30 protein-coding genes and 2 tRNA genes are annotated in these 19,922 nt (G+C 31.1%); 18 read left to right on the plus strand and 14 right to left on the minus strand.

Annotated features, from left to right (window positions below; translation table 11 throughout):
• On the plus strand, nt 1-600 hold a 600-nt coding region (locus tag J4418_01940; protein ID MBS3112819.1), incomplete at its 5' end, for a hypothetical protein.
• Nucleotides 518-1,582: a patatin-like phospholipase family protein gene (locus tag J4418_01945; GenBank protein MBS3112820.1), complete on the plus strand. Its 1,065-nt coding sequence runs from the start codon at nt 518-520 to the stop codon at nt 1,580-1,582. The genes J4418_01940 and J4418_01945, both read left to right, overlap by 83 nt.
• Here J4418_01945 and J4418_01950 read toward each other — a convergent pair.
• The gene (locus J4418_01950; protein MBS3112821.1) at nt 1,557-2,150 is read right to left on the minus strand and encodes a hypothetical protein; all 594 of its coding nucleotides are present in this window, start codon (nt 2,148-2,150) and stop codon (nt 1,557-1,559) included. The two genes, J4418_01945 and J4418_01950, sit on opposite strands and share 26 nt — an antisense overlap.
• Before the next feature lie 91 nt (nt 2,151-2,241).
• Between J4418_01950 and J4418_01955 the strand changes: the two genes are divergently transcribed.
• From J4418_01955 to J4418_01985, 7 genes are all read left to right on the plus strand, one after another.
• A complete protein-coding gene (locus tag J4418_01955; protein ID MBS3112822.1) occupies nt 2,242-2,520 on the plus strand; it encodes a hypothetical protein in 279 nt (92 codons plus the stop codon).
• Nucleotides 2,521-2,609: 89 nt separating this feature from the next.
• Nucleotides 2,610-3,587: a hypothetical protein gene (locus tag J4418_01960; GenBank protein MBS3112823.1), complete on the plus strand. Its 978-nt coding sequence runs from the start codon at nt 2,610-2,612 to the stop codon at nt 3,585-3,587.
• Nucleotides 3,588-3,767: 180 nt separating this feature from the next.
• Nucleotides 3,768-4,229, plus strand: coding sequence for a hypothetical protein (locus J4418_01965; protein ID MBS3112824.1), 462 nt, complete (start codon nt 3,768-3,770; stop codon nt 4,227-4,229).
• Nucleotides 4,230-4,298: 69 nt separating this feature from the next.
• Nucleotides 4,299-4,667 carry a desulfoferrodoxin gene (locus J4418_01970; GenBank protein ID MBS3112825.1) on the plus strand — a complete coding sequence of 123 codons (369 nt, stop codon included), beginning with the start codon at nt 4,299-4,301 and terminating at the stop codon, nt 4,665-4,667.
• Between the two features lie 287 nt (nt 4,668-4,954).
• Nucleotides 4,955-5,611: an endonuclease III gene (locus J4418_01975; GenBank protein MBS3112826.1), complete on the plus strand. Its 657-nt coding sequence runs from the start codon at nt 4,955-4,957 to the stop codon at nt 5,609-5,611.
• Between the two features lie 114 nt (nt 5,612-5,725).
• Nucleotides 5,726-6,328 (plus strand): signal peptidase I, encoded by a 603-nt coding sequence (locus tag J4418_01980; protein ID MBS3112827.1) that lies wholly within the window; start codon nt 5,726-5,728, stop codon nt 6,326-6,328.
• A gap of 54 nt (nt 6,329-6,382) precedes the next feature.
• Complete coding sequence (locus tag J4418_01985; protein ID MBS3112828.1) at nt 6,383-6,697, plus strand: transcription factor S; 315 nt, start codon at nt 6,383-6,385, stop codon at nt 6,695-6,697.
• Nucleotides 6,698-6,792: 95 nt separating this feature from the next.
• Here J4418_01985 and J4418_01990 read toward each other — a convergent pair whose 3' ends face one another.
• The 4 genes from J4418_01990 to J4418_02005 form a co-directional block, all read right to left on the minus strand.
• Entirely contained in the window at nt 6,793-7,770 is a 978-nt protein-coding gene (locus J4418_01990; protein MBS3112829.1) for a hypothetical protein, read from the minus strand.
• Between the two features lie 61 nt (nt 7,771-7,831).
• Nucleotides 7,832-8,080, minus strand: a complete 249-nt coding sequence (locus tag J4418_01995; GenBank protein ID MBS3112830.1) for a diphthamide synthesis protein — start codon at nt 8,078-8,080, stop codon at nt 7,832-7,834.
• Nucleotides 8,064-8,285: a hypothetical protein gene (locus J4418_02000; protein MBS3112831.1), complete on the minus strand. Its 222-nt coding sequence runs from the start codon at nt 8,283-8,285 to the stop codon at nt 8,064-8,066. Before J4418_02000 ends, J4418_01995 begins: the two co-directional genes overlap by 17 nt.
• A gap of 155 nt (nt 8,286-8,440) precedes the next feature.
• Nucleotides 8,441-8,770 (minus strand): ribonuclease P, encoded by a 330-nt coding sequence (locus tag J4418_02005; GenBank protein ID MBS3112832.1) that lies wholly within the window; start codon nt 8,768-8,770, stop codon nt 8,441-8,443.
• 56 nt (nt 8,771-8,826) lie between these two features.
• On the opposite strand from J4418_02005, the gene J4418_02010 reads away from it, so the two are divergent.
• From J4418_02010 to J4418_02020, 3 genes are all read left to right on the plus strand, one after another.
• A tRNA-Arg gene (locus J4418_02010) sits at nt 8,827-8,947 on the plus strand.
• Nucleotides 8,948-9,423: 476 nt separating this feature from the next.
• Entirely contained in the window at nt 9,424-9,963 is a 540-nt protein-coding gene (locus J4418_02015; GenBank protein ID MBS3112833.1) for a magnesium transporter, read from the plus strand.
• Nucleotides 9,960-10,649 carry a magnesium transporter gene (locus tag J4418_02020; GenBank protein MBS3112834.1) on the plus strand — a complete coding sequence of 230 codons (690 nt, stop codon included), beginning with the start codon at nt 9,960-9,962 and terminating at the stop codon, nt 10,647-10,649. Before J4418_02015 ends, J4418_02020 begins: the two co-directional genes overlap by 4 nt.
• On the opposite strand, the gene J4418_02025 is transcribed toward J4418_02020, so the two are convergent.
• Nucleotides 10,646-11,110, minus strand: a complete 465-nt coding sequence (locus tag J4418_02025; GenBank protein MBS3112835.1) for a hypothetical protein — start codon at nt 11,108-11,110, stop codon at nt 10,646-10,648. The genes J4418_02020 and J4418_02025 overlap by 4 nt on opposite strands.
• Before the next feature lie 76 nt (nt 11,111-11,186).
• Here J4418_02025 and J4418_02030 point away from each other — a divergent pair, with 76 nt between their 5' ends.
• From J4418_02030 to J4418_02040, 3 genes are all read left to right on the plus strand, one after another.
• Nucleotides 11,187-12,077 (plus strand): EamA family transporter, encoded by an 891-nt coding sequence (locus J4418_02030; protein ID MBS3112836.1) that lies wholly within the window; start codon nt 11,187-11,189, stop codon nt 12,075-12,077.
• Nucleotides 12,078-12,220: 143 nt separating this feature from the next.
• Complete coding sequence (locus tag J4418_02035) at nt 12,221-12,928, plus strand: hypothetical protein (protein ID MBS3112837.1); 708 nt, start codon at nt 12,221-12,223, stop codon at nt 12,926-12,928.
• Between the two features lie 42 nt (nt 12,929-12,970).
• Nucleotides 12,971-13,270 carry a hypothetical protein gene (locus J4418_02040; protein ID MBS3112838.1) on the plus strand — a complete coding sequence of 100 codons (300 nt, stop codon included), beginning with the start codon at nt 12,971-12,973 and terminating at the stop codon, nt 13,268-13,270.
• Here the strand turns inward: J4418_02040 and J4418_02045 are convergent.
• On the minus strand, nt 13,252-13,458 hold the full coding sequence (locus tag J4418_02045; protein ID MBS3112839.1) for a HypC/HybG/HupF family hydrogenase formation chaperone: 207 nt from the start codon (nt 13,456-13,458) through the stop codon (nt 13,252-13,254). The genes J4418_02040 and J4418_02045 overlap by 19 nt on opposite strands.
• Before the next feature lie 328 nt (nt 13,459-13,786).
• Between J4418_02045 and J4418_02050 the strand changes: the two genes are divergently transcribed.
• Nucleotides 13,787-14,392, plus strand: coding sequence for a hypothetical protein (locus J4418_02050; GenBank protein ID MBS3112840.1), 606 nt, complete (start codon nt 13,787-13,789; stop codon nt 14,390-14,392).
• 110 nt (nt 14,393-14,502) lie between these two features.
• A complete protein-coding gene (locus tag J4418_02055; protein MBS3112841.1) occupies nt 14,503-15,198 on the plus strand; it encodes a hypothetical protein in 696 nt (231 codons plus the stop codon).
• A gap of 3 nt (nt 15,199-15,201) precedes the next feature.
• Here J4418_02055 and J4418_02060 read toward each other — a convergent pair whose 3' ends face one another.
• The 6 genes from J4418_02060 to J4418_02085 all read right to left on the minus strand — a co-directional run bounded on the left by J4418_02060 (nt 15,202) and on the right by J4418_02085 (nt 18,324).
• Nucleotides 15,202-15,810, minus strand: coding sequence for a hypothetical protein (locus J4418_02060; protein MBS3112842.1), 609 nt, complete (start codon nt 15,808-15,810; stop codon nt 15,202-15,204).
• Between the two features lie 3 nt (nt 15,811-15,813).
• Nucleotides 15,814-16,014, minus strand: coding sequence for a hypothetical protein (locus J4418_02065; GenBank protein MBS3112843.1), 201 nt, complete (start codon nt 16,012-16,014; stop codon nt 15,814-15,816).
• Nucleotides 16,015-16,075: 61 nt separating this feature from the next.
• Nucleotides 16,076-16,396: a thioredoxin gene (gene trxA, locus J4418_02070; protein ID MBS3112844.1), complete on the minus strand. Its 321-nt coding sequence runs from the start codon at nt 16,394-16,396 to the stop codon at nt 16,076-16,078.
• A 1-nt stretch (nt 16,397) separates the two neighbouring features.
• Nucleotides 16,398-17,039, minus strand: a complete 642-nt coding sequence (locus J4418_02075; GenBank protein ID MBS3112845.1) for an NYN domain-containing protein — start codon at nt 17,037-17,039, stop codon at nt 16,398-16,400.
• Nucleotides 17,040-17,492: 453 nt separating this feature from the next.
• Nucleotides 17,493-18,089 carry an HD domain-containing protein gene (locus J4418_02080; GenBank protein MBS3112846.1) on the minus strand — a complete coding sequence of 199 codons (597 nt, stop codon included), beginning with the start codon at nt 18,087-18,089 and terminating at the stop codon, nt 17,493-17,495.
• A 69-nt stretch (nt 18,090-18,158) separates the two neighbouring features.
• Nucleotides 18,159-18,324: transfer RNA gene (locus J4418_02085), tRNA-Met, on the minus strand.
• 101 nt (nt 18,325-18,425) lie between these two features.
• Between J4418_02085 and J4418_02090 the strand changes: the two genes are divergently transcribed.
• On the plus strand, nt 18,426-18,683 hold the full coding sequence (locus tag J4418_02090; protein ID MBS3112847.1) for a hypothetical protein: 258 nt from the start codon (nt 18,426-18,428) through the stop codon (nt 18,681-18,683).
• 133 nt (nt 18,684-18,816) lie between these two features.
• Here J4418_02090 and trpS read toward each other — a convergent pair whose 3' ends face one another.
• Nucleotides 18,817-19,887 carry a tryptophan--tRNA ligase gene (gene trpS / locus J4418_02095; GenBank protein MBS3112848.1) on the minus strand — a complete coding sequence of 357 codons (1,071 nt, stop codon included), beginning with the start codon at nt 19,885-19,887 and terminating at the stop codon, nt 18,817-18,819.
• Between the last annotated feature and the right edge of the window lie 35 nt (nt 19,888-19,922).

The raw sequence follows: 19,922 nt of genomic DNA on the forward strand, positions 1-19,922 counted from the left end.
GCAGAAAATAAGTGTTACGATGATTCATTGTTCAGGTGTTTTAATCATACAGATTGCATTGATAATAATCCCTGCACAATTGATGCTTGTTTTGGCATGCCGTCCTATTGTATTAATAATTTTACCACCCAATGTATTTCGAATGATGATTGCTGTCCGATTGTGTGCAATAAAACTTTAGATTATTTGAATAATGATAAAGAATGCTTGCCAGAACCTGAATGTTGGACAGATTTTGATTGTGATGATTTAGATGAAAATACCATTGACTTATGCGATTTAAAATTAAAATATTGCAAATTTGAAGTAATGGTTGTTAAAGGCAAACCTGTTAAAAGGTTGAATACTGAACCAAATATAACTGAATTAACAAATAATGATACTTTGGCGCAAAAATCAGAGGTAATTGAACAATCTAATTATGGTTATCTAATTTTAGCGTTTTTAGGTGTTTTGGCTCTGTTATTAATAGTGTATATCAAAATCTTTAAAAACTACAAAATCAATCAAATGATTAATGATGAGGAAGACCGAAAACCTGAAAGTAAAAACACTTTCAGAAAAAAAGAGGGAATTAAAGATAGGTTTAGCTTTAGGTAAGGGCGCAGCCAGAGGTTTTGCGCATATAGGTGTTTTAAAAGTTCTTGAAAAACATGGTATTATGCCTGACATGATTGCAGGGTGTAGCGCAGGTTCTGCAATAGGCGCATTATATGCTTCGGGAATGAAAGCGCGCTTAGTCCAAAAAAATTTGGCAAGTATTGACTGGAAAGAAATGTTTGATTTTGTTATACCTGAAAATGGTTTGATTAAAGGAAAAAAATTTGAAGATTTTATTGGGCTATTAACACAGCATAAAGATTTTGCGGATTTAGATATACCCTTATTTATTATTGCGACAAATTTAACTCAAAAAAAGAAAGCATTATTTTTTAAAGGCGATGTTGCCAGGGCAGTTCGGGCCAGTATTGCTTTGCCGGGAATTTTTGATCCGATAATAATTAATGGAGACGAGTACGTTGACGGCGGATTGGTTGATCCCATACCAGTTGGCGTTTTAAGGGACAATGGGGCAGATATTATTATTGCAGTTGATTTAAGTTCTGAATTGAAACAAATGACTGTTCAAGACAAGCATGTTAAACTTAAAAAAGATTTTATTGAATTAATGCAAGAAAAAATGGTGATTGCAGAGGTTGATATAATTAAAGAACTGTTAAAGGCTAAAAATTTGGCAAAAAGGTTTATACCTAAATTATTAAGAAATCTGTTCCATCAAATTAAAATATTTTTAATTGACAGATTTATCCGGCCGGGTTTTGTTTTTGCTTACTTTTCTAAAAGCCATGTGCCAAAAATATTGTCTACTATGTATACAGCAATTGATATTATGGAAGATGAGTTTACTCAGGTCAAGCTTTGCAATGAAAACATTGATGTTATCATAAAACCAACTTTTAATAAAGGGGGTTGGACTGATATGGATAAAGCCGATTATTTTGTCCAGAGGGGAGCAGCAGCAACCCAATTAAAAATCTCGCAGATTAAAAAGGCAATTAAACGAGCCAAAATTCCCTGCTAACTTTAATTACTTTAACCTTTTCACCCATTTTTACATCTTTAGAATTTTTGACAGGGGTAGATTGATATGTTTCAGGGTCTAAAATTTCAATAACTGGCTTTACTTTAGAGACAATTGTTTTATAGATTGGTTCAACTTTTTTTATCTCGCTATCGTATTTGATAACACTATTTTTATTTGATAAAAGCTCTTTAACATTCATTTTTTTGGATAATGAAACTATCTTGTACACTTGATTTTTATATGTTATAAAATCATCTTTTTTTAATTCAGAAGGTCTAAAATACACATTTAATCTGTAAATATCCTTGCTTGTTTGTCGATTTCTCGAGAAAAGTTTTGGGCTCGTTTTAAGTTCCCCGCCAAACCTTAAAATTAATTTTTTACCTAATTTTTGAAGAGATTTGTTGTTTGTAATATAAAAGTCTATGCCCCCCCTAACTTTAACTACTTTTGAGACTTGCACATCTTTTTTATCCCTTAGGTTTTTAATTATAAAATCTACAACTTCATCTGCAGGGTCTCTTAATTGCAATATTCCTTGGTAATATCCATCGTGTAATGCCATATTTTCGAATATAAATGGCGCAATATATAAACTTTGTTCTTATATTTTGAAATTGGTAAATACTTTTATATAATTAATTTCTAATTTTGTTATGTCTAAATATGGCCCTTCTTTATTTGTCGTGGAAATGTATCTTGCATTACAAGAAAAAGCGCAAGATTTGGTAGGAAATTTAGAAAAAAAGAAGTTATATTTATTAGATTCTAATTTTGACCTTTCTAATTATAATTTTTTTAATAGAGTCTATAAAGATTTGTCAAGTTATAGAAGATTGATTGATCAATTAGAAGAAGTATATGATTTTCCAGATGAAGTTAATGCCGGGAAGGTAAAAGAGACTATTGATGATTTTTTAGCAAGGGATGGTTAAACAGATTTGTTATTGATTTTTGAATGGTTCTATTAAACGTATTATTTTTAATAGGAAGCCTTAAAAAGATTTAATTTTGCATATAAGTTATGAAAGCAGTAGGATTATTTTCAGGGGGCCTTGATTCAGCTTTAGCTATTAAACTTATGCAGGATCAAGGAATTGAAGTAATAGCATTAAACTTTATTAGTCCGTTTTGCACATGTACCGGCGGTGGTTGTTCTATTACAGAACTTGCTAAAAAGTTAGGGGTTGAGGTTATTATGATGAAAAAAGGAGCGGATTATATGCGAATCCTTAGGCGCCCTAAATTTGGTTATGGGAAAAACATGAACCCCTGCATCGACTGTAAGATTTATATATTAAAAAAAGCAAAACAATATGCAAAAAAAATAGGCGCAAAGTTTTTGTTTACTGGCGAAGTTGTTGGCCAAAGACCCATGTCGCAAAAAACTAACACTCTGATGCAGATTGAAAAGGAAGCCGGATTAAAAAATAAATTATTAAGGCCGTTGTGCGCAGCGCATTTGCCTGAAACTGAAGCAGAAAAAAAAGGATGGATTGACAGAAACAAACTTTTAAATATTACGGGGAGAGGCAGAACCAGGCAGTTAGATATCGCAGAAGAATATAAAATCAAAGGCTTCATGTGCGGGGGCGGGGGTTGCAGATTGACACATGAAGAATACGGGAGAAAGATTAAAGACTATTTTGAACACACTAAAAAAACTCGAATGAGAGACATTATTTTGTTAAATTACGGGAGACATTTTAGACACAGGCAAAATAAGATTATAGTTGGAAGAAATTATTTTGAAAATGAGAAGCTTTTAACCCTTAGGGGTAAGGGAGAGCTTGTTTTTGAAGTGCTCGGGCATGGCAGCCCGGTAACATTATTACAAGGTAAACCCAATACAGGAGCAGTTAAGATAGCTGCAGGATTAACAGCCCGCTATTCTGATGCCAAATCTGAAAAAGTGCCAGTTAATTATGGTAAAGAAACACTTGACCAAAAAAAGATAGTTAGTATCCTCACGGATGCCTATATTGATAACTATAGAATCTAAAAATATATAAAGAGAAAACATTGTTTTGTTATTAATTGTGCATTTTATTGTTTTTAGTTGCAAGTTTAGATGTAAGCTGTTTTGCGCAGTTAACTAATTTGGCATCATAATCATTTACTAGTATATTTTAAATTGTTTAAATCAATATTTATTTAAATTAATATTTTGGAGGGGATTTGAATGAAAGAAAAATTAAAACTTATTTTAGAAAATGCAATTGAAGAAGAAGAATATTTTTCTAGATTGTATAAAGAATTAGCTTCGCTGCAAACAAATCTTTTGATTAAAAAAAAACTTTTGGAACTTTCTAACCAAGAAAAAATGCACAAAGAAAAATTAGAAAGTTTAGATTTTGTAAAACTGGGTGCGAAAGTAATTCCCGGAGTTCTTGACTCAATAAAAATCAATACTGATGTTTCAAATACTCCAAAAGCTGAATTTTATAATATTGAACTAATGTTTAAATTTGCGATTACTCAAGAAGCCTTAGCTAAAACTTCTTACAAGAAGTTAGCAGAAGCTTTTGATGACAAATCTGCTAAAAATTTATTTTTAACTCTTTTTAAAGAAGAAGAAATGCATGAACATTTGCTTATTGAGCAATTAAATAAATTCAGAAGTGAATTAAACAATGAACTTTAAATTACAAAGACAGAAAAATTCTCAGTTCTGTGCGCAAAATAGGGATATAAAAATAGGGAGGTTTTTAGCATGACAAAGTTAAATGAAAGTTATAAATGCGGAGTTTGTGGAAACTTGGTAGAAGTTGTTCATTCTTCAGTAGGCAAACTAGTTTGTTGCGGTAAACCAATGGAATTGTTGGTTGAACAGCATGATGAAGAAAGGTATGAGAAACATGTGCCTGTTGTTGAAGTTTTAAAAAATTCTGTAAAAGTTAAAATTGGTTCATTGCCGCACCCGATGGAACCTCAGCATTATATTGAATGGATAGAAGTTCTAAGTGAGGGGAAAATTTATCGGCAATATCTTAAGCCCGGTGATGCTCCTGAAGCAACTTTCCCCGTGCTTGCTGATAAAGCAAGAGCATATTGCAATATTCACGGATTATGGGCTACTTAAAATTGTTAGGGTTATAAATTATTTTTATGTCAAAAACTTGCTTACACTATCAATCACAGACTGAAAGCATGCTCCTAATTCGGGCTAGGTCAGCTTGTTATAATCTCATTTTTCACAAGCCTATTTTATAAAGAGTTAACATTTAATTATTTAACAAGTGGAAAATGGAGGTCTGAGAAACCGGGCCTGGCAGAGCGGTGACTGACGGTGTATGGTTTCGATTAACATACGGGCTTTTGACTACCGAATGACACCAGTCAAAGACTAGTTGAAAATGAGTGTATTTTATGGCAGCAGTTAATATTGATAAAATTTATGCAATTCTTTCTAAAGAAGTTAAGAAGTATAAAGCGCCAATAACAGAATTCGTGGGGGCACAGACAAAGGAACCTGAACAAGTGTTAATGGCGGCGATATTATCGGCTAGAACAAATGACAAAATAACTTTTAAAGTCGTAACTAAACTGTTTACAAAAGTTAAGAAGATTAGAGATTTTGAAAAGTTTAGTGTTAAAGAGATTGAAAAATTAATTTATCCGATTGGTTTTTTTAGGAGAAAAGCCAAATATTTGAAAGAACTTCCCTATGTATTTGAGAAAAGGTTTAATTCCCGGTTGCCTTCCAATGTTGAAGAATTGATCGAGTTGCCCGGTGTTGGCAGAAAAACAGCAAATTTGGTTGTGGCAGTTGGTTTTAACCGGCCGGCAATTTGTGTTGATGTGCATGTGCACAGGATTATGAATCGCTTGGGTTATATAAAAACTAAAACGCCGTTTGAAACCGAGATAGCGCTTCGCGAAAAGTTGCCTCTAAAATATTGGATTCATATCAATTATTTAATTGTAGCATTTGGTCAAAATCTTTGCACTCCGTTAAGGCCTTTTTGTTTTAAGTGTCCCATATATAAATATTGCAAGAGAATAGGGGTATTTAATTATAAGTAAAATTGCATTCATTCATTGGTTAAATTATTATTAATAGCATTAATGTTTTTTTGTAATTGGAGATAGTACTATAAAACCGTTAATTTTATAAATGAATTAGGGTATTTTGAATGTATGGTTGATATTAAAAAATACCTGAAAAAAGCTTGGCATTTTTTATGGCATGACGATAGTTTTGCAAGTTTTATTGCTAATATTATTGTGGCATTTATAATTATAAAATTTGTCGTTTATCCTGGCCTGGGGCTTATATTTGGCACAGACTTGCCAATAGTTGCGGTGGTTTCAAGCAGCATGGAACATAATTTGGGGTTTGAGGAATGGTGGGGAAATGCGCAATCTTGGTACAATAAAAACCAGATAACAAAAGAAGATTTTTTAGGATATCCGTTAAAATCAGGGTTTAATAAAGGTGATATTATGTTAGTATCAAGCGCAACAGAAAGCAATATTGAACTCGGGGATGTGATTATATTTAATGTTGGCAGGGAAAATCCAATTATCCATAGGGTTGTTAAAATATATAATGAAAATATGACGGTTTATTATCAGACAAAGGGTGATAATTATAAAACAAACCCTGTCCCGCTCCAAAGTGGTTCGTTAAATGAATTGAAGATACCTGTTGAAGCAATAAGAGGGAAAGCTTTATTTAGGATACCCTTTATAGGCTATATTAAAATATTTGCCGTAGATGTAATAAATCTTATAAGGTAATAAATAACGTAGATATAATAAATATCATAAGATAATCAATTATAATATATTAAAATGTTATTTTGCGAAAAATGCGGATCATTGCTGATTCCTTTTACAAAAGAAGGTCAAAGGGTAATGAAATGTAATAGTTGTGGTTTTATTAGTAAAGATATTAAAAACGCAAAAATTTCTGAAAAGGTTAAAGAAAGCAAGGATATATCTGTAATTGACAAAGAGATTGAAACTAATGCGATTTGTAATGCTGAATGCAGGAAATGCGGGCATAAAAAAGCATATTACTGGTTTATGCAGACACGGGCATCAGATGAGCCCGCAACACAATTTTTTAAATGTGAGAAATGCAACAATATCTGGAAAGAGTATTAAACCATTATTCGCAGGGTCAAAATAATGTTTGCAATGGGAAGTGATTTTAGGATTTCAATGTTTATTTAATTGCCTTTAAAATATTTTGAATATTATCATTTGCTGTTATGGTACAAAAGCAAACCTTTCATATTCTTAATGTCTCCGGTGTAAAGTGATTCAGGATAATCCCAAATAAAATTATTTGCCTGTAAAATAAACTCTTCCAAACGGCGAGTTTGTATATCACTTAAATTAAAATTGTTATATTGGTTAACCAGATTAGAATATTTAACAAAACCTGGAGGGATCAATTTATATTCTTCTGCAAGATGTAATTTTTTTAGGATCAGGGGGTTGTTTGTATTTTCAAATAGTATTTTATTTTTTCTTTCAGCAGATTCGCATAATTCTGCAATATCTTCAGCAACATTAAACCTGGAATAATTGCTTATAAAACCTAATTTTAAATTTTCTTCTTTGTCAATAACTGATTTATTTATTAAATTAAAGAATCCATTTGTCAAGAATGCTAATTGTTCCAAATTTGAGAAGTAAACAGAATTGCCCCATTCATTAACTGAAATGGATTTCCATTTATTATAAAAATCAGGTTCTGATTTTATAATTTCATCAGTTTTAGCGTGTTTTATTTCGTGATGGGCTACTGCATCATAATAGTTATCTTTTAAAATTAGTGAGTTTTTTTGATACGTCCCTAAAATTGGGACAAAACAGGCTTTATGAAATTGGGTGCTTAAAGAATTTTTTAAATAATCATCGGACCTAATTTTTATAGCGCGCAGTTTGAAAGGCTTACTTTTCATTTCATTTTCAATTATTCTGGTTAATCTTAAAACATTGGAAGGGTTGCCTTCAATTTGTTCCTCCATTCCAAGAATGGGATAACCAAATTTTTTCTCGAAATTTTTTCGGATCGGTGTTGGATTAGATATTGAATAAAGTTCGTTGCACCAAATATTAAGTTGTGTGCTTAAATGTAAAGAAATGCCGGCAATAACTCCTAACCCCATCCCTTTAAGATTTAAGTTTAAAAGTTTTTTTCCATTAACGCGCATCATCTTAACATCCATTAAATCTAGATTAACATAAGATATATTTATACTAAGATATAATTAACTGCATTAAAAGTTATTATTGATAAATCCATGAAGAATGTCCCCATTGGACAATTAAATCAACTTGCACATCAGTTGGGATATCACAAGCTCCATAACATGTGCCTAAATAAGTATAAATTTTAGCTTTAGTTTCTGATTCTAACCTATCAACTATTTCTTTAGCTTTGGGTTTTAAACCATCAGGCAATTGAATGAGGACAGAATTAACTTTCCTACTATTAATATGTTCGATTACTTTCCCGATATTAAGCCCAAGATTCATCGTTTTCTAAATCTTCCTCATCTTGAAAGTCATCCATTAAAAGTTCTAATTCAAAAGGGTGAAATTCTTTACGATTCAAATACTCTTTTAGATCATCATCCCTATCTGGATTTTCATAAGCGCCCGTTTTTAGTGACCTTTTTTCAGGAATTGTGCTTTTACGCTTAATTTCAGTTAATTTTTGGACTCTTTGCTTTGTATTCATTTTTTCACCTTATAGATTAAAACAATCTCCTAATGGTTTATTTTTTAATAATTCAAGTTGAAATCATGATAATTTTTTAAATTAGGGTAATGATTTTTATCGTATTTAACCATGAATATAGATTTTTCGAGCCTTGAGGTAGTATATAAATTTTACTATTTTTGTCCTTTATTAGGGACTAATCGGAGGGGATGGTATGGCATTCTCCAGTGTTTTTTACATTCTAAACAGTAATACACTAATTTGCCTTTTTGTGTTCTTACCCTTAAATTTTGGCCCGGAATTAAAAAAGAATGGCAATGTTTACAGAAATTGCGTTTTATTTCTGAAGGCATTCTTGATCTTGTTTTCATAGCCAGCCTTCTTGCTTTTTGCACAAATTTATTGGCAAGCTCCTTATTTTTTGAAAATGTTTGCTTTGCTTTAAACATGAAATTTAAAATTAATTCTTTGGCTTCTTTTGCAGAAATTTTTTTCTTTGCCATTTCATTTAATTACAAGAGGAAAGTATATAAAGGCTTCTCTTAAACAATCTGTTATTGCCCTTGTAGTATAGCCTGGATAGTACACGCGGTTGCGGTCCGTGGGACCGGGGTTCGAATGTTCAAACTGTGTTATAACATTAGATTAACGCAGTAAACTCGAAAATCCTCGCAAGGGCATAATATTGGGGCTTCAATGCTCCGGCTTGGTACCATTATGGTACTGAGCTTATTTATAGTTGTAGTTCTTAAGAAGTTTAGGATAAAAATTAATAACCCTAAACTACCATAACTATGCAAGACAAGTTAAAAATGCATTAGCTGGTTTTAATTAAAAGAGAAGACTTGTTTAACACATTTGATGATATTAGATTTAAAAGAAATTCTTTAACTTATTATGGCAAGAGAATGGATTTTGAAACTTCTAAACAAGTAATAATCAAATGTTAGAAATTAATCAAAAATTAAAGGATATGTATAATGGAAAAACTCGAAAATGAATAAATATTGTCTTATTTTTATCATATGCCTTTTTTATCCTACGAATAAAAAGCAGACATTAGAAAACTTATTACTACCATAACATAATTATGGTTTAGCACAAATAAATGTTCCAATAGAAAAATATATAATCTAATATTACAGTTATTTAGTGTATGTTGATAGATAAAGATTTTAAAGAGATTATTTCGTTTCAGGTGTTGTCATTAATAGGGGGGCTTTTTGCAGGGACTTTATTATCTATTTATACAGACAAACTTTTACTTATTCCGGGTATGTTAATTATTTTACCGGGATTCATGGAAATGCGGGGGAATATTAGCGGTTCAATGGCCGCCAGGTTAACTTCGGGAATGTTTATTGGCGTTGTAAAACCCAATAATCTCAATGTTAAAATTGTTAAAGGCAATGTTTTCGCATCTTTTACACTGGCGATTATTGTTTCACTAGTTCTAGGTTTAGTTGCATTTGTGTTTAATTATATTATGCTCGGCATCGTTGTGCCAAAAATAATTCTAATACCCTTAATTGCTGGAATTTTTGCAAATGGCATTGAAATAATTTTAACTTTATATTTTACTTTTTACACATTTAACCACGGATATAATCCCGATAACATTATGGGTTCATTTGTGACAACAACAGGTGATGTGACAAGCATTCTTGCGCTTTTATTTACGGTGATGATAATATGATTTTAAAGTCTCACTTGCAACACTTGAAAAAAGTTAAACATCGTAAATATCATAAAATCATCAGGGAGATGAAACACGAGGGTTTTTCAAGAAAAACTTTGCTTTATCTTAAAGAGTATGGTCCGCATACAAATGTGCCCCGGACGATTATCCGAGAAAGTATAAATATCCTAATTTTTGCATCTATAATTAGTTCTTTAGGGGGTTTTGCGCTTGAAAATATCAAAGAGGTATTCATCACATTAACGCCTTTGGTTATTTTGCTGCCAGTATTAAACGGAATGGTTGGAAACTATGGCACCATAATTTCATCACGGTTTACAACATTACTGCATGAAGGAAAAATTAAGAGTAATTGGCATAAAAACATTGAACTTAATAATTTATTTGCAAAAATAATTTTAATTTCAGTGATAATTGCGATTTTAAGCGCTTCTGTCGCTTTAGTAATCTCTAACCTGACAGGTACAGCAGTAAATATAACAACAATTTATAAGATTTTGATAATAGCAGTTTTAGACATGCTGATTTTGGTGTTTATCTTGTTTTTTGTAGCAATCAGCGCAGGTCTTTATTTTTTTAAAAAAGGAGAAGATCCGGATAATTTTTTAATCCCGATAACTACTTCAATTGCAGATTTAGGCAATATGCTTTTGTTGGCATTATTGGTCATGTTGATGTTTTAACGGCAATTCTTTTCATAAATTTGAAAAATCATTTCTTCATCTAATGATTTTTGCCCAAAATATTCTCTGACAACATTTTCGATGCAAGGGCCATTTATTAACCTGTCATAGATTAATTCACGATATACTTTATCATAAAAATATTTAGACTTGACTGCGCCAATATTTGTATCTGAAAATGGCTTATCTATATTTTTAGAAATTCTAAATAATGATTTTTCTGAACGATCTCTCCTAAAAAGGTTAAATTCCCAATATAGTTCTCTGTACCATTTAGGGTTGTAGCTTACTGCTATTCTGATTTTGTGGTATATAAAATGAAGTTTTGGAGCAGGAACAAGCACAACTTTTAATTTATTATTTTTTATATCATGAAAAAGATATTTTGCTTCATTAATAAATAAATTACATATATTTTCAGGGAGTTGATTTATTGAATAATCTGAAGTCCTGTCCACCATTTAATTAGATTTTGAATACTTTTTATAGATTTAGGAATAATAAATATTATAAAGGACAAGTATTATTATTTAAAATATGAACAAAAAAGGCCTAATTTTAGCATTTACAACTGCTATAATTAGCGGGTTTTCTATTTACCTTAACAAGTTTGGCGTTACTGGCATTGAATCAAGCATATTTACATTTTCAAAGAATATTATTGTTGCTTTGTTTTTATTTTCAACGGTTTTACTTTTTAAGGAAAATCTAAACTTAAAATTAAAGCAGTGGATTAAACTTATCATGATAGGTTTAATTGGAGGTTCAATACCATTTTTATTATTTTTTAAAGGATTACAATTAACCTCAAGCGCATCAGCTGCTTTTATTCATAAAACAATGTTTGTCTATGTTGCATTATTGGCAGTATTATTTTTGCGTGAAAAAATAACTAAAAAATTTTTAGCTGGTTCAATATTATTATTAATGGGCAATGCAATATTTTTAAAAGTTTATTACCCAATATTTGATAAAGGAGCTTTGTATATATTTATTGCAACATTATTATGGGCAATAGAAAATATTATTTCTAAACATACCTTAAAAGAATTAAGTTCCAGAGTGGTTGCATTTGGCAGAATGTTTTTTGGAAGCTCGTTTATCTTGGTTTATTTAATATTCTCTGAAAAAATTGTACTGCTTAATACTCTGAATCTTAATCAGATTGGCTGGGTGCTTGTTACAACAATTCCCTTGTTTTTGTATCAGATTACTTGGTACGAATCATTAAAATATTTAAAAGCTTCAACAGCAACATCTGTGCTATTATTAGGCAGTATGATTACTTCATTATTGGATTTAAATTTTACTCTTCGTTCTGTTGCAGGCAGTTTATTAATTATTCTTGGATTAATATTAACAACAAGATTATTCAGCGTAATAAAAGTTTTAAGCATGGAACGTTTAACTTTTCTTAAAAAAGGTTAATACTTCTAATTTGAATGAATAACCCCGCCGCAAGCGATGGGGTATTCTCTAGTTAAAAGCGAGTATCCTAATTGACAATGAAATGATCCAGGATAGTATCTTAAAAGGTTAGCTTTTTATAAGGGGAAGAATTATTTATCACCATGGATTCAATCGAATTGCTTGCGCGATTTGCTTATCAGCCTAATGCATTGAATTATTGCGGCCCTTCTGATGCAAATAAAGTTCTTAGGCAGTACATTATTCATAAGGATAATACAGAAGAAACAAAAAAAGTATTGATGAAGTTTGAAGCGCTTAAGCCGTATCTTGGATATATTGCGGAAAGAGCAGGTAAAAAGTTTTTTGATTATGAAGTCGTTGAAGCTTATTGTTTAGGTAATTTTTTGCTTAATATTTTTACTAAAAACGATTTAATAGAAATTGTAAACAGATTAAAATTGCCTATAATCATGTCTGAAAAAATTATTCAAAATATGCCTAATTGCGTGCCGCAACATTCGTTTAACGTGGTGCATGTAGGAGTTGGCGCAATTACGGGCAGTGTTAAAACTTGTATTGAAAATATGGATAATTGTCTTGTTCACGACGCAGTTGTTAAAGAAATTTTGAAAGGGGAATTAATAGTTTTTTATCAACCATTGGAATATATTAACAGATATTATTGGGGGTTTTTTACGGATAAAAAAGTTAAGTATGATAAAGAATTATTGCCTGGGTTAAAGATAGGTGATAATGTAGGGATTCATTGGAATTTTGCAGCTATGAAACTTAATGCGAAAGAATTAAATAATCTAAAGCATTATAATTTTGTGAATATTAATGCGATTAATGACAAAATAAAGAATTAAATCAATAATTTAATTAATAATTAGATTCAGGAGGCGTTAGATATGAATAAAACATTAGATGATTTAACCTGCGAAGAAAAAGGGGATTTAAGGAAATCATTCAGAAAAGATCATGAAATCGGTTTAGAGGAACAAGGTTTTTGTCTTTTGCTCGGATGGGGTACAGGTGAACTCGGTCCAGGGCTTGCAGCAAATCTAACTCCAATAGATGATAACGTTGGTATGAGAGAATATAAACTGGTTAAAGAAGAATTTGATGAACTTTATGGGGGAAAGTACAAAGAAGTTCCTTTGTATATCCATTTCAGAAATCCTGTGTTCCCTTATGGGGATGAAGAATAAGCCTTAATTGCATCTAAAGCTTCTTTTTTGGACAATTTTTGAACTATGAAACCCATCTGGACAATCACATAATCACCTACTTTGTATTCAGAATTAACAATCTTAGCAGTTCTTTGTTCACCATTATAATCTATAATTGCTAAATCTGATTTAATTTGAATTATTTTTCCAGGATATGCGAGACACATACAATAATAAATAAAGATATGTTTAAATATTATTCTCTTTTTAAAAGCAGATTGTTGCAGGTAAATGAATGCAATTCTGCAGAGCTTTAAGTTTTGGCGCTGTCCAGAGTCAATTGTCTGTATATTAGTAACTAAAACTAAACTTAAAGTCTGCAAGCTCTCTTGCCCATCTAATTAAATATGAGCATACAAATTGACAATGAAACTACTCTGGACAACACTTAAGTTTCATAATTCTTAAATAGTAATTTGGAGTTAGTTTTTAACATGAAAAAATTAATATCAATATTTTTGATTTTAATGCTATTGCCAATTGTTTCAGCTGCCAGTGGAAGTTTTTACATCATATGAAAACTCAATTGAAGTTTTAATTACTACTTCTATTTCTCAAAGAATTGACAGAGAAGAAACATTATACTCTTCACCAAAAACAGAATCAAGAACTTTTATAATTAATCCCGGCATAAACTACATTAATATTGGTTTTGGAAGTTCAATCACTGATGTACTTATGAAAGTAAAACTAACTCTTGATTATAAAAATATAAGTGTTGCACTTGATGAGGTAATCCTGCACTTTGTTGATGAAGGTTATAAAAAACCGGATAATTTTACAGAAAATTTTGTTTTTTATGAAGAACCAATAATTAAAGAAACAAAAACTTTTAACTATTATTATCTATCTTTTTTTGTGGTTTTTGCAGGATTGATATTTTTAGGGGTTTTTTTTAATTATAAATTCAAACTCCGCTTAAAAGCTTCGCAACCTGCACCATTCAAAAAAGCAACAACTGGAAAAGTTGATGGAAAAATACTTTTTTGTAATGATGATAATAATGATGCGGTTCCAAACATTAAAGAAAATAACCCTCATTTTGAGATTAAGGAAACTAATAATAATCCGTTAATTAAAGATGTTGATGAATTATACTGATAATATCCTTTTTGGAGAAGAACCTATTTATACTAATTGACAATGAAACGACTCTGGACAGCGCCCAATTAAGCAAAACTTTATATATATTAAATATCTAATTAATTATTATGAAGAGGTTAATAATCATTTTATTGATTGTTCTTTTATTATTTAGTAATGTAGTTTCAGCTCAAAGCGTTTTTGGTTCATTAGCCCAAGAAGAAACTAAACTGTTCAGTCTCGGTCCCAAGTCCTATTCAATCAGAGTTATAAGTTTGGATAATAATCTTGTCCAGTTCTCATTAGATGGAATTAAATCTCGTTTTTTGAAAGATGGTGAAAGTTTTAAATTTGACAACGGATTGTCTGTTTCAATTGACGAGATCATATATTCTTCTGAACTCACAATCAACCCTAGAGTAAGATTTTATATCGATGTTGAAACAGAAGCATGTGGCACTGCGCGATGTTTTCCCGGTGAAAAGTGTACAAACATTAAATATTGTTACAACCCGGATAATTGTGTAAATAAAATGGGATGTGAAACTTATTGTGGCAATAATATTTGTGATAAGGACGAAGATAATATTTGTAAAGAGGATTGTTCATTTTGCGGTAATAGCAAATGTGAAACTAATGAACTTTGCAGTACTTGTGAATCTGATTGTGGATGTGATTCTGGATTAGTTTGTGAAACTGATTCCTGTGTTAAAACACAAGTAATTGAAAAATCAGTTGTGGTTGAAAAAGTTGTTCAAAAAGAAGTTGAAATGAATATTTTTCAAAAGTTTTTAGTGTGGTTAAGAAATATATTTATTAAATAAATCCTATAACTCTTTATAACCATATTTTGTTCTAAACTTTTCTAGCGCTTGTTCTGTGCAAGAGACTATTAAACCCTGCATTTCTTTAGGCACTCCGATATTTGGAATATCATCTAATGATATGATCGAACTTAATTCAGGAAGCGGTAATTTTTTCATTTGTGAATATACCATATAAAACCATCTCTGTTTATAAGATTCATTAGATCTGATTATGGGGAGTATTTCTTCAAATGAGTGATGACCGCCTTGATATTTCCTATTGTCTAATAATGAACATAACGAATCTACTGCGCCGACTTTCATGTCATCATCTGAAGCATATGGAATTTCATTGTTCCACATCCGGTGGTGATATTGTCTTCTATGCAGTTCAATTGATGGTAATACATATTTTTTGAAAAATTCAGAACTTTCGTCGCTATATTGTAACGCTAAACCTTTTGCAACTTTCCATTTATATTTACTGTGTTTTCCAGAAATATCATGTGGCCTTTCAAGGTCATTATTACCCAAATTTAACTTATTTAGATAATATTCAACTTGAATTGAATGTTTTAAAGAAGAAATTAACCACGCCCTTAGTTCATCAGTAGTGGGTTTTAGGTTCATTTTTTATTCAACCGACCAATTTAATTTATTTTCCACGTTTAATTCTCTAAATTGCTCCCATTGGATTCTTGAAATACCACAATTTTGGCTAAATTCTTTATAATTTAAAGGTTTGTTTTTATCTAAAGTATAATTTATAAAATCTTTAAATATCCTCAATTTTACTGGATCTAATTGCAGTCCATTTAACTTTAGCGCCATCATCATTAAATAAAGAACTATCCGGTATTTAAGGGTTTCTATAACTAATCACTATATAGTGACACTATTTCAAAAATTCGTTAATCTTTGTTTTGAAAGCTTCTTCAGATATTGAACCTGTAAATCTGCCCACTTCTTCGCCCTCTTTAAAAAATATAATAGTAGGGATACTAATTACACTATATTCCAAGGCAATATCGCGGAAATCCTCAATATTAACTTTTCCGAATGAAATATTTGTTTTTAGGCCGATTTCTTTAGACATTTTGTCAAATATAGGTCTAAATTGTAAACATGGATTGCACCATGGTGCCCAAAAATCAAGTATTGCTTTGGGTTTTTTTAATATTTCATCGTTAAAATTTGCATCAGTAATATATTCCATTTTAATCACTTGTTTTTTTAACTTCTGATTTATGATGTGTTTTAGTTTCGACTATTCTAGTATTAGGATTTTCAGATTCATGGGTTTTATGAGAATAACTTTCTTTTTTTTGAGAACCCTTAACTACATTTTTTTTCCCAATCGCGATTAAATATTTTCGTTTGTTAGCCTCTAAGTCTATAAATAAATCCGATTCTTCTTTAATCATTTTTGATGCAGTTTTTGAAAATGCGATAATCTCCGTTCTGCATCCATGACTTTTTAAATAAGCTAATAAATCTTTAAAGTCACCATCCCCCGATACTAATACAACTGTATCAACTTTAGGAGATAATCTTACCGCATCCATTGCGATTCCAATGTCCCAATCGCCTTTCTTTGAGCCCCCTATAAATGTCTGCAGGTCTTTAGATTTTACTTCTATTCCAATATTCATAAGCGCTTTATGGAAGCTTTCTTCTTCCCTAATTTCAGTTTTAATAACATACGCAATTGCTCTAACTAATTTACGTCCGCCAACAGCAGTTTTTAGAATTTCATGAAAGTTAACTTTAGCATTAAAAATATTTTTTGCTGAATAATACATATTTTGCACATCAAACAGCACAAGTACTCTTTGTTCAGTATGTTGTAATGTTTCCATATTATTTACCTCGTATAATACACATATTTTCCACCAATCTTTGACTGGCATTATTTGGTAGCCAAAAACCTGCATTTATAGCGAACTTTTGACTTTTTAATTGCCTATACTTTATAATATAGGCGCATATATTGATATGATAAGAAAGGGGGTTTATAAAAGCTTCGGATAAACACCTATAGAAAGTTTACTATTAAAAATTAGTTTCAATTCCACAAGAACTGAAAATTTTATACGCCTGAGATTAATTTCTTACGGGTAGTTAATAATATCAGATAGTTTGGCGTTACCTTGCCGAAGGAGATTAAACAATTAGCACACACTTTTTAACAAGTTATTTATAAATAATTAACCAATTCTATGACAAAATCATTAATTTAGTGACTGAATAACGGATTTTAGAAAAAGCGTTATTATCACTGCCTAGTAACGAAACATTTATAATACTGAAAGTTACTTTTTGCCCCATACTTCATAATTTAATTGTTCAATAAAATCTTTCATAAAAAGAACTCTATTTTCAGCAGCCTTTTTCCCGGATTCGGTGCTCATAAAAGAAGGTAATTTAAACAGTTTCTGATAAAAATGGTCTATCATAAACTTTTTATCATCTACTTCGCGATTTTTTGCAAATATGTCTCGCGGGTCATATATCCTTATCCCTGAAAAAACGCCATATGAAATACACCTCATAATGCCAATGGCACCTAACGCGTCTAGTCTATCAGCATCCTGCAAAATAGCGCTTTCTAAGTTCGATGGTTTAATATTTTTACTAAATCTATGTTCGCTAATGGCTTGATAGATTGGACCATGCAAAGCTAAAGGATAATCAATATTTTTTAAAATTTCGCTTGCTAATTCAACTGACCTTTCAGCATGATCAATTTCAGGATTTCTAAATTCATCCGCTCTCCCCAAATCATGCATTAAAGCGGCAGGTTCTACTACGAATAAATTTGCTTTTTCTTCTTCAGCTAATTTTGTAGATGTATTATAAACTCTTAAAACGTGTTCATAATCATGACAAGGAAAATCAGAAGTAGACATTATCTTTTCAACTTTCAAAAAAATCTTGTTAATTTTATTTTTCATTTTAATTATTTTCCATTTTAAAAATGGCGGTGGCGATACTTCCAATCCCGTTACTTTGAAAATTACAAATATAACGGTATATTTGAAATCGCGACCTCTACGTAACCCAGTAAGATTATCATCAGCCAATTTTGGCCTCGGCGCTCAAACATATGAGCGTAGCGCTCTAACCAGGCTGAGCTACACCGCCGTTTAAACTAATAACAAGAACTTTAAACAGTTTATAAGCCTTACGTTTGAAAACATTTATAAACAACTTATACTCATAAATAATATCAAGAGGTGATTTTATTGGTAAAAAAAAGAAGAACAAGTTCTCACTCAGCCAAACCAAAAATGGCCGCAAGTAAATCATGCTGTACCACAAATGAACACTGGCATATACATTATCACATGAAAAAAAAAGGCGTAATGATGCTTTTAGTTGCATTATTGCTCATTGTAAATTACATGGTTGCATGGTGGCCAGTAGACTACGTATTAGCATTAGTATTTGGTTTATGGGGTTTAAAAAAAATAGTTATGATTCCTGATTGTTGCAGGAAATAAATTTTTTTGTTTGTCAAAAGCTCGCTGAATTGGTCACAAACCAGGTATGCTTACTATAAATGAGCTTTTGATGACCAAATAATTACCGTTCAAAAACCTGTAGAAAATGAGTGTATTGTAAAAGAAAAATAAATCATACATTTTTATTTTTAAGAATTACTTTTTCTAATTGTTTATCTGTAACTTTTTTAATTCTAGTTTGAAATTCTGTAGTCATAATAATTAATTCATCAGCTAACAATTTCTTAACTTCTCCGCTAAGCAATTTCCCTTTTTTATAATCTTCAACCAATTTTTTACTTTGTTTTTCATCATAAAAATAATTAGTTAAATAAATACAAGGAATGTCAATCTCCGGATTTCCACCATTCTTACGGTGTTCATCAACAGTTTCTTTGCCTCCGGAAAATGCTTTATTAACTTTGATTCGGATAGATTTTTCAGGCTCATTTAAAAAAATAGCAGTATTCGGTTTTGACGCAGACATTTTATCTCCTGTCAGTCCTGGCATAAATTTCATATGCAATATGGCCGGTTTATTATAACTCGCCCTTGCCGCAATATCCCTGCACACCCTAATATGGGGATCTTCATCAGGCCCAATTGGAACTAATACCTGTTTAAATCCAAAACTTTCAATAGGCAGTAATATATGCGCAGATTGAATCACCGGATAAAAATACATTCCAGGATTATCCTCTGGCCCGTACCCGTAAGAAGCTTTGATTTCCGATAAAGTAACTTTAGGGCATAACTTAATTGCAAGATTGTATATATTTGTATAAACTTGATCAATAATAAAATAAGTTTTTTTAGAATCAAATCCGTATGCTAATAACTCTTTTGCTAACTGCATTGCAAACTCTAACCCCTGCTTCTGATCTTTAACTTTCCCAACAATATAACTTTCATCATCAGATATTGGTATAAACACTGATACACCATACTTTTTTTGAAAAAACAGGTTTGTATCAAACACAACTTTATGCCCCAGATGGATAGTTCCAGAGGGGTTAAATCCGGATACAATTGCGCACTTTTCGCCATTATTAAGCGCAGCCATAAATTTATCAAAGTCTCTATGCGAATAGACCAGCCCTTTTTTGAAGGTATAAAAGTCAGGCAATATAGCTATCTCAGAAATCGGCCTTGCACCAAAATTTTTGACAAGCTTTTCATTATCCAATAATATATTTGAATTCATCTTAAATATATAATCTTTTAAAGGTTATAAAATTA

This window comes from Candidatus Woesearchaeota archaeon (assembly GCA_018303425.1).
Taxonomy (GTDB): domain Archaea; phylum Nanobdellota; class Nanobdellia; order Woesearchaeales; family JAGVYF01; genus JAGVYF01.

Coding starts and splice junctions, on each gene's coding strand:
- J4418_01945 (MBS3112820.1), top strand. CDS start 518: ATGATGAGGAAGACCGAAAACCTGAAAGTAAAAACACTTTCAGAAAAA.
- J4418_01950 (MBS3112821.1), bottom strand. CDS start 2,150: ATGGCATTACACGATGGATATTACCAAGGAATATTGCAATTAAGAGAC.
- J4418_01955 (MBS3112822.1), top strand. CDS start 2,242: ATGTCTAAATATGGCCCTTCTTTATTTGTCGTGGAAATGTATCTTGCA.
- J4418_01960 (MBS3112823.1), top strand. CDS start 2,610: ATGAAAGCAGTAGGATTATTTTCAGGGGGCCTTGATTCAGCTTTAGCT.
- J4418_01965 (MBS3112824.1), top strand. CDS start 3,768: ATGAAAGAAAAATTAAAACTTATTTTAGAAAATGCAATTGAAGAAGAA.
- J4418_01970 (MBS3112825.1), top strand. CDS start 4,299: ATGACAAAGTTAAATGAAAGTTATAAATGCGGAGTTTGTGGAAACTTG.
- J4418_01975 (MBS3112826.1), top strand. CDS start 4,955: ATGGCAGCAGTTAATATTGATAAAATTTATGCAATTCTTTCTAAAGAA.
- J4418_01980 (MBS3112827.1), top strand. CDS start 5,726: ATGGTTGATATTAAAAAATACCTGAAAAAAGCTTGGCATTTTTTATGG.
- J4418_01985 (MBS3112828.1), top strand. CDS start 6,383: ATGTTATTTTGCGAAAAATGCGGATCATTGCTGATTCCTTTTACAAAA.
- J4418_01990 (MBS3112829.1), bottom strand. CDS start 7,770: ATGGATGTTAAGATGATGCGCGTTAATGGAAAAAAACTTTTAAACTTA.
- J4418_01995 (MBS3112830.1), bottom strand. CDS start 8,080: ATGAATCTTGGGCTTAATATCGGGAAAGTAATCGAACATATTAATAGT.
- J4418_02000 (MBS3112831.1), bottom strand. CDS start 8,285: ATGAATACAAAGCAAAGAGTCCAAAAATTAACTGAAATTAAGCGTAAA.
- J4418_02005 (MBS3112832.1), bottom strand. CDS start 8,770: ATGGCAAAGAAAAAAATTTCTGCAAAAGAAGCCAAAGAATTAATTTTA.
- J4418_02015 (MBS3112833.1), top strand. CDS start 9,424: ATGTTGATAGATAAAGATTTTAAAGAGATTATTTCGTTTCAGGTGTTG.
- J4418_02020 (MBS3112834.1), top strand. CDS start 9,960: ATGATTTTAAAGTCTCACTTGCAACACTTGAAAAAAGTTAAACATCGT.
- J4418_02025 (MBS3112835.1), bottom strand. CDS start 11,110: ATGGTGGACAGGACTTCAGATTATTCAATAAATCAACTCCCTGAAAAT.
- J4418_02030 (MBS3112836.1), top strand. CDS start 11,187: ATGAACAAAAAAGGCCTAATTTTAGCATTTACAACTGCTATAATTAGC.
- J4418_02035 (MBS3112837.1), top strand. CDS start 12,221: ATGGATTCAATCGAATTGCTTGCGCGATTTGCTTATCAGCCTAATGCA.
- J4418_02040 (MBS3112838.1), top strand. CDS start 12,971: ATGAATAAAACATTAGATGATTTAACCTGCGAAGAAAAAGGGGATTTA.
- J4418_02045 (MBS3112839.1), bottom strand. CDS start 13,458: ATGTGTCTCGCATATCCTGGAAAAATAATTCAAATTAAATCAGATTTA.
- J4418_02055 (MBS3112841.1), top strand. CDS start 14,503: ATGAAGAGGTTAATAATCATTTTATTGATTGTTCTTTTATTATTTAGT.
- J4418_02060 (MBS3112842.1), bottom strand. CDS start 15,810: ATGAACCTAAAACCCACTACTGATGAACTAAGGGCGTGGTTAATTTCT.
- J4418_02065 (MBS3112843.1), bottom strand. CDS start 16,014: ATGATGGCGCTAAAGTTAAATGGACTGCAATTAGATCCAGTAAAATTG.
- trxA (MBS3112844.1), bottom strand. CDS start 16,396: ATGGAATATATTACTGATGCAAATTTTAACGATGAAATATTAAAAAAA.
- J4418_02075 (MBS3112845.1), bottom strand. CDS start 17,039: ATGGAAACATTACAACATACTGAACAAAGAGTACTTGTGCTGTTTGAT.
- J4418_02080 (MBS3112846.1), bottom strand. CDS start 18,089: ATGTCTACTTCTGATTTTCCTTGTCATGATTATGAACACGTTTTAAGA.
- trpS (MBS3112848.1), bottom strand. CDS start 19,887: ATGAATTCAAATATATTATTGGATAATGAAAAGCTTGTCAAAAATTTT.